This window comes from Comamonas sp. (assembly GCF_036666375.1).
GTDB lineage: Bacteria > Pseudomonadota > Gammaproteobacteria > Burkholderiales > Burkholderiaceae_C > Comamonas.
The window spans coordinates 6,298-13,611 of record NZ_JAVWWA010000127.1 but is presented as its reverse complement, the minus strand read 5'-3'; the positions used below and the strand labels follow the sequence as shown (position 1 = coordinate 13,611).

The following is a 7,314-nucleotide window of genomic DNA, read 5'->3' as shown; positions in this document are numbered from 1 at the left end:
TGGTCCGAGCCGGCCCACCAGATCGCGTAGATCTTGTCGCGCGCGAAGTTGGTTGCCTGGGCTTCGCGTATGGCCGTGGGCGTCATCACGCCGGCCGACCACAGCAGCACATAGTCGGGGCGTTGCTGGCGCACCTGCAGCCAGGTCGACTTCTGCTCCACGCCGGGCGCGGTCACGGGCAGCAGCATCAGCTCGAAGCCTTCCTTGGCGGCGCGCTTTTGCAGCAGCGGAATCGGTTCCTTGCCGTAAGGCGAGTCGTGGTAGACCAGCGCGATCTTCTTGCCCTTGAGGCTGCCTTTTTCCTTCTTCAGGATGTCCTGGATGATGGAGTCGGCCGCGGTCCAGTAGTTGCCCAGCAGCGGGAAGTTCCATTCGAACACCGAGCCATTGGCCGACTGCGACAGGCCGTAGCCCATGGTCACGATGGCGCGCTTGTCGCCCGGTGCCTTGTCGCTGACGGCAAAGGTGATGCCGGTCGACTGCGGATCGAAGCCCGAGGCGCCGCCGCCCTTGTTCTTCAGGCGCTCGTAGCACTCCACGCCCTTGGCGGTGTCATAGGCGGTTTCGCATTCCTCGAAGGCGATCTTCACGCCGTTGACGCCGCCCTTGGCGTTGACCAGCTTGAGGTAGTCCTGCTTGCCGTCGGCCCATGGAATGCCCAGGGGTGCGAACTGGCCGGTGCGATAGACCAGCAGCGGAACGAACTGATCCTGGGCCATGGCGGCGGGGGCCGCGACCAGCGCCCCGAATCCCAGGGCGGCGGTGGCGGCGGCGAGCGCAGCTTTCTTGAACATCATGATTTGTCTCCTGTAGAAATAAAGGACCGGGGTCACGAATGGGCAGCGGACACTTCGAGCGAGTGCTTCAAGCCCTGGCAACGGCTCAATGCGGGAAAGGCCAGAGCCGCAGTTTCTGCTTGGCGGTGGACCACAGCCTGGCCAGGCCGTGGGGTTCGACGATCAGGAAGAAAACGATCAGCGCGCCAAAGACCATGTGTTCGATGTAGGTCGCGCTGGCCGTCGACAGCGGCAGGCCCAGCCAGTGCGGCACATGCGTGAGCACCAGCGGCAGCAGCACGAAGAACGCCGCGCCGAACAGGCTGCCCATGATGGAGCCCAGGCCGCCGATGATGATCATGAACAGCAGCTGGAACGAGCGGTCCAGGCTGAACGCCGCGGGTTCCCAGGCGCCCAGGTGGACGAAGCCCCAGAGCGCGCCCGCGATGCCGACGATGAACGAGCTCACGGCAAACGCGCTGAGCTTGGCGTAGACCGGGCGTATGCCGATCACCGAGGCGGCGACGTCCATGTCGCGCATCGCCATCCAGTTGCGGCCCGTGGCGCTGCGCACCAGGTTCTTGGCCAGCAGGCCCAGAACGCACAGCAGGCCCAGGCACAGCAGGTATTTCTCGGCCGGTGTGTCGATCACCCAGCCGGCAATCGACAGCTGGCCGGCGCTGACCGAGCCCGACGACGAGTTGTTCGTGACCCAGGGCGCGCGGCTGGCCAGCCAGTCCATGAAGAACTGCGCGGCCAGCGTCGCCACGGCCAGGTACAGGCCGCGGATGCGCAGGCTGGGCAGGCCGAAGACCACGCCGAACAGCATGGCGCACAGCCCGCCGCCCAGCAGAGACAGCAGCAGCGGCATGCCTTCGATGCGCACCTGCAGGTTGTAGGCGGCGTAGGCGCCCACGGCCATGAAGGCGCCCGTGCCCAGGGAAATCTGGCCGCAGTAGCCAACCAGGATGTTGAGCCCCATCGCGGCCAGCGCCATGATGAGGAAGGGAATCAGCACCGCCTGGAAGGTGTAGTCGCTGACGCTCATCGGCACGACCACGAAGGCCAGCACCAGGATGGCGAGGATGGCGATGCGGTCCTGGGCAATGGGAAAGATCTGCTGGTCGGCCGCGTACGTGGTCTTGAACTGGCCGTTTTCACGATAGAACATGGGGAACTCCTGAAACGGTCGTCAAACGCGGTCGATGATCTTGTCGCCAAACAGGCCTTGCGGGCGCACCAGCAGGAAGGCCAGGGCCAGGCCGTAGGCAAACCAGGTCTCGATGCCGCCGCCGACCATGGGGCCGATGTAGACCTCGGAGAGCTTCTCGCCGACGCCGATGATCAGGCCGCCGACGATGGCGCCGGGAATCGAGGTCAGGCCGCCGAGAATCACCACCGGCAGGGCCTTGAGCGCCACCAGCGACAGCGAGAACTGCACGCCGAGCTTGGAGCCCCAGATGATGCCGACCACCAGGGCCACGCCGCCGGCCACCGACCAGACGATCACCCAGATGCGCGACAGCGGAATGCCGATCGACTGTGCGGCCTGGTGGTCGTCGGCGACGGCGCGCAGCGCACGGCCGGTCTTGGTCTTCTGGAAGAACAGCGCCAGGCCTATCACCAGCAGCGCGGCGATGCCGGCCGAGTACAGGTCTTCCTGGCTCACCAGCAGGCCGCCTTCGAACATGCCGGGCAGGATGAAGATCGGATCCTTGGGCATGCCCACGTTGATGCTGTACACCTGGCTGCCGAAGATCAGCGGGCCCAGGCCGTCAAGCAGGTAGGCGATGCCCAGCGTGGCCATCAGCAGCGTGATCGGCTCCTGGTTGACCAGGTGGCGCAGCGCCAGGCGCTCGATCAGCCAGGCCACGACCACCATCAGCGCGAGCGCGACGATGATGGCCAGCAGATTGCCCAGCATGCCCGGCGCAATGCCCAGCCATTGGGGAATCCATTCGGAAAAGCGCGCCATCGCCAGTGCCGAGAACAGCACCATCGCGCCCTGCGCGAAGTTGAACACGCCGGACGCCTTGAAGATCAGCACAAAGCCCAGCGCGACCAGCGCGTAGAGCATGCCGACCATCAGGCCGCCAAAAAGGGTTTCGAGAAAGAATGCCATGGGGCTCTCCTGTGCGCTTTAGTGCGAGTTGCCCAGATAGGCGCGGATCACATCGGGGTTGTTGCGTACGGCAAGCGGTTCGCCGTCGCCGATCTTCTTGCCGTAGTCGAGCACCACCACGCGGTCGGAGATGTCCATCACCACGCCCATGTCGTGCTCGATCAGCACGATGGTTGCGCCGTATTCGTCGTTGACGTCGAGAATGAAGCGGCACATGTCCTGCTTTTCCTCGACGTTCATGCCCGCCATGGGCTCGTCGAGCAGCAGCACCTGCGGCTCCATCGCCAGCGCCCGGCCCAGGTCGACGCGCTTTTGCAGGCCGTAGGGCAGCTGGCCCACGGGCGTCTTGCGGTAGGCCTGGATTTCCAGGAAGTCGATGATGTGCTCGACGAACTCGCGGTGGCGTGCTTCCTCGCGCGCCGCCGGGCCGATGTGCAGCGCCTGCATCAGCAGATTGCTTTTGATCTTCAGGTTGCGGCCGGTCATGATGTTGTCGATCACGCTCATGCCCTTGAACAGCGCCAGGTTCTGGAAGGTGCGCGCCACGCCCATTTCGGCGACCTGGCGGCTGTTCATGTGCGAGAAGGTCTTGCCGCGGAAGGTGATGCTGCCTTCGGACGGCGTGTAGACGCCGTTGATGCAGTTGAGCATCGAGCTCTTGCCCGCGCCGTTCGGTCCGATGATGGCGCGGATCTCGTGCTCGCGCACGTCGAACGAAATGTCGGTCAGCGCCTTGACGCCGCCGAAGCGCAGGCTGAGGTTGTTGATGTCGAGAATGACATCGCCTATGGGTTGGGTGCGCATGCGGTTCCTTGGGCGGCGTTAAGCGGCGGCCTTGGCCGCGGCGAAAGTCTTGGCGTCCAGCAGATTGAGCGTGGCGCTCAGGCTGCCGGTGCGCCCGTCTTCGAACTTGACCTGGGTGGTGATGAACTGCTCGGTGCGGCCCGCGTAGAGCGCGTCGACCAGCACGCCGTACTTGTCGGCAATGAAGTTGCGCCGCACCTTGCGGGTGCGGGTCAGCTCGTCGTCGTCCGGGTCCAGCTCCTTGTGCAGCACCAGGAAGCGCGCGATCTGCGTGCCCGCCATGCCGTCCTCGCTTGCCAGGTCGGCGTTGACCTTGGCAATGCATTCGGCGATCAGCGTCTGCACCTGGGGCTTGGAGGTCAGGTCGACATAGCCGCCATAAGGCAGGCCCTGGCGCTCGGCCCAGTTGCCCACGGCTTCGTAGTCGATGTTGATGAAGGCGCAGACCTGGTCGCGCTGGTGGCCGAAGCACACGGCTTCCTTGATGTGCGAGAAGAACTTGAGCTTGTTCTCGATGTAGTTGGGCGCGAACATCGCGCCGGCATTGGTCTTGCCCACGTCCTTGGCGCGATCGATGATGCGCAGGTGGCCGTCGGCGTCGATCACGCCCGCGTCACCGGTGTGGAAAAAGCCCTGCTCGTCGATGGCCTCGGCCGTGGCGTCGGGGCGCTTGTAGTACTCCTTGAGCACCGACACGCCGCGCACCAGCACTTCGCCGTTGTCGGCAAGCTTGAGTTCGATGCCGGGAGCGGCCTGGCCCACGGTGTGCAGCTTGACCTGGCCGTTGTGCTGGATGCAGACATAGGCGCAGGTCTCGGTCTGGCCGTAGAGCTGCTTGAGGTTGATGCCTATCGAGCGGAAAAAGCGGAACAGGTCGGGGCCTATGGCTGCGCCGGCGGTGTAGGCCACGCGGATGTGCGACAGCCCCATCACGTTGCGCAGCGGTCCGTAGATCGCGAAGTCGCCCAGGCGGTAGAGCATGCGGTCCATGAAACCCACGGGCTTGCCGTCGAGAATGTCCGAGCCCACGCGCCGGGCCAGCTGCATGCAGCGCTCGAACAGCCAGCGCTTGGGCGCGGCCGCGTCTTCCATGCGGATCGACACCGAAGTCAGCATGCCTTCGAAGATGCGCGGCGGCGCGAAGTAATAGGTCGGGCCGATCTCGCGCAGGTCGATGGACACCGTGGCCGCCGATTCGGGGCAGTTGATGGTGAAGCCCGCGACCAGCCACTGGGCCAGCGAGAACAGGTGGTCGCCGACCCAGGCCGGCGGCAGATAGGAAATGACGTTGTCGTCGGCATTGAGCCCGTCGACCTGCACGCCGCCCATGGCGGATTGCGCAAAGCTGGCATGGGTCTGGCAGACACCCTTGGGCTTGCCCGTGGTGCCAGATGTGTAGAGGATGACCGAGACATCGTCGGGCTGGACCTGGGAGAGCCCGGTTTCCCAGGCGCCGGGGTTGGCCGCATCCCATTGGGCGCCGCGCGCTATCAGTTCGGCGGTGCTGATCAGGCCGGGCTGGTCGTAATGGCGCAGGCCACGCGGATCGTCATAGATGATGTGCTGGATGCCGGGAACGCTTTCGCGGATTTCCAGCAGCTTGTCGACCTGCTCCTGGTTCTCGGCAAACGCGTAACTGATGTCGGCATCCTGGAGCACGAACACCATCTCCGCGGCCACCGCATCCTGGTACAGCGGAATGGGCACGCCGCCCAGGCTCTGCACGGCGACAAAGCCCATGTAGACATGGGGCCGGTTGTCGCTGATCAGCGCGAGGTTGTTGCCGCGGGTGAAACCCAGCGTCTTGAGGCCGCAGGCGAAGTGGCGCACTTCCTGCGCGACCTCCTGCCAGCTCCAGGTCTGCCAGATACCGTACTCCTTTTCCCGCAGCGCAGGCGCGCCCGGGCGTTCGGCGGCATGCTTTTGCAGCAAATGCGGGAACGTGGTGGTCATTGCTTTTCCTCGGAAAGTGAACAGCCTGGGCTTGGCGTAAGCAAAGGCGGATATTGCTTGGTTGGGCTCGATCTTAGGAAGGGGTTTGACGCCTTTTTGTCTTGGCGACGACAATCCGGGGGAAACTCCTCTGCGGGAAAACGCGCGCCATACCAGCTTCGTTGCCGCGCCGGCCGGTGGGAAATCCCCGATCGGCAACTTTGGTTTTGCGCGCCATGCTCATGGCATGAGCCACGATTTGTCCTTGCACCAGCGCCGTCGCGAACCCACGCCCCAGGAATTGCGCAATATTTCCTGGCTGAGCGTGCTCCAGCCCCATGAACGCGCACGCGCCGAAGCTGCGCTGCTGGTGGGCGACGCCTTGCCGGGTGACTACATCTGCCGCGTGGGCCGGCCCGTGACCTACTGGTTCGGGCTGGTCGAAGGCCTGCTCAAGATCTGCGCCGACAACGACCAGGGCCAGACCGTGACATTTACCGGCGTGCCGCCCGGCGGCTGGGTCGGCGAAGGCACGGCCGTCAAGCGCGAACCCTATCGCTACAACATCCAGGCGCTGCGCAAGAGCGTGGTCGCGGGCCTGCCCATAGACACCTTCCACTGGCTGCTCGACCATTCGCTGACCTTCAACCGCTTCGTGCTCGAACAGCTCAACGAGCGGCTGGGCCAGTTCATCGCGGCGCGCGAGAACGACCGCATGGGCAACCCCGAAGTGCGTGTCGCGCGCAGCCTCGCGGCGTTCTTCAATCCCGTGCTCTACCCGGGCATGGCCCAGGTGCTGCGCATCACCCAGCAGGAGCTGGCGTACATCGTGGGACTGTCGCGCCAGCGCGTGAACGAGGCCCTGGCCAATCTGCAGGACCAGGGCGCGATACGCATCGAGTACGGCGGCCTGCGCGTGCTCGATCTCGCGGCGCTGCGCAATGCGCAATTCATGCCGGCTGCGCATCCAGAGGGCCTGGCGGTGGATCATTGACCGCCATTGCCCCTCATCCTTACTAGGCTAATTGCCGCGCAGTTTGTCGCGGCTGACGCCGGCTGCAGAGGGTGAATGCTGGTTTACACCGTCGTGCACATTACATAACGTGTGGTATTCGGCAGCCGCGGGGCAGGGCGGCGACAATAGCGGCAAATGTCTTCCTCCCCATCTTCCCCCCGCACGCCTGGCTCCGGCCCGCGTGCCACCCTGCGCATCAACTCCCAGCCGGCAGCGCCGGCACCCGCTGCCCGTTCCTCGGGCGGCGGTGCGGGAGGCCGCGCAGGCAAACCTGGTGGCAGCCGTGATGGCGCCGCCCGTTCTTCCGCTCCCTATGGCGACCGCCAGCGCGGCCCGTCGGGCGCACCGCGCTTTGAGGGGCGGGCCGGCCCGCGCCGCGATGATCCGCGTGGCGGCCCGCGTCAGGGCGGCCCGCGCCAGGATGGCCCGCGTGAAGGTGGCGGCGGTTTCGGCCGTGCCGATGGCGCGCCGCGCTTTGAAGGGCGGGGCGGCCCGCGCCGCGACGATTTCCGTGGCGCACCGCAAGGTGGCGCACCGCAAGGTGGTGGTCCGCGCCATGACGGTCCGCGTCCGGGCGGCCCGCGTGAAGGCGGCGGCGGCTTTGGCCGTCCCGATGGCGCGCCGCGCTTTGAAGGGCGGGGCGGCCCGCGTCGCGACGATTTCCG

At 65.6% G+C, this 7,314-nt stretch carries 6 protein-coding genes and 1 pseudogene; 2 read left to right on the top strand and 5 right to left on the bottom strand.

The window, feature by feature from the left end; all coding sequences use genetic code 11:
- From RR928_RS21885 to RR928_RS21865, 5 genes are all read right to left on the bottom strand, one after another.
- Positions 1-797: ABC transporter substrate-binding protein (locus RR928_RS21885; RefSeq protein ID WP_332684244.1), on the bottom strand; the 797-nt coding region annotated here is incomplete at its 3' end.
- 85 nt (positions 798-882) lie between these two features.
- Positions 883-1,947: a branched-chain amino acid ABC transporter permease gene (locus tag RR928_RS21880; RefSeq protein ID WP_332534805.1), complete on the bottom strand. Its 1,065-nt coding sequence runs from the start codon at positions 1,945-1,947 to the stop codon at positions 883-885.
- Positions 1,948-1,968: 21 nt separating this feature from the next.
- The gene (locus tag RR928_RS21875; RefSeq protein WP_332534807.1) at positions 1,969-2,898 is read right to left on the bottom strand and encodes a branched-chain amino acid ABC transporter permease; all 930 of its coding nucleotides are present in this window, start codon (positions 2,896-2,898) and stop codon (positions 1,969-1,971) included.
- Between the two features lie 18 nt (positions 2,899-2,916).
- Entirely contained in the window at positions 2,917-3,702 is a 786-nt protein-coding gene (locus tag RR928_RS21870) for an ABC transporter ATP-binding protein (protein ID WP_159911635.1), read from the bottom strand.
- 18 nt (positions 3,703-3,720) lie between these two features.
- The gene (locus tag RR928_RS21865) at positions 3,721-5,655 is read right to left on the bottom strand and encodes an AMP-dependent synthetase/ligase (RefSeq protein ID WP_332684236.1); all 1,935 of its coding nucleotides are present in this window, start codon (positions 5,653-5,655) and stop codon (positions 3,721-3,723) included.
- Positions 5,656-5,881: 226 nt separating this feature from the next.
- Here RR928_RS21865 and RR928_RS21860 point away from each other — a divergent pair, with 226 nt between their 5' ends.
- Both RR928_RS21860 and RR928_RS21855 read left to right on the top strand, forming a co-directional pair.
- The gene (locus tag RR928_RS21860; RefSeq protein WP_332539960.1) at positions 5,882-6,628 is read left to right on the top strand and encodes a Crp/Fnr family transcriptional regulator; all 747 of its coding nucleotides are present in this window, start codon (positions 5,882-5,884) and stop codon (positions 6,626-6,628) included.
- A 334-nt stretch (positions 6,629-6,962) separates the two neighbouring features.
- Positions 6,963-7,314 (top strand): annotated as a pseudogene (locus RR928_RS21855) (hypothetical protein); the annotation flags it as partial.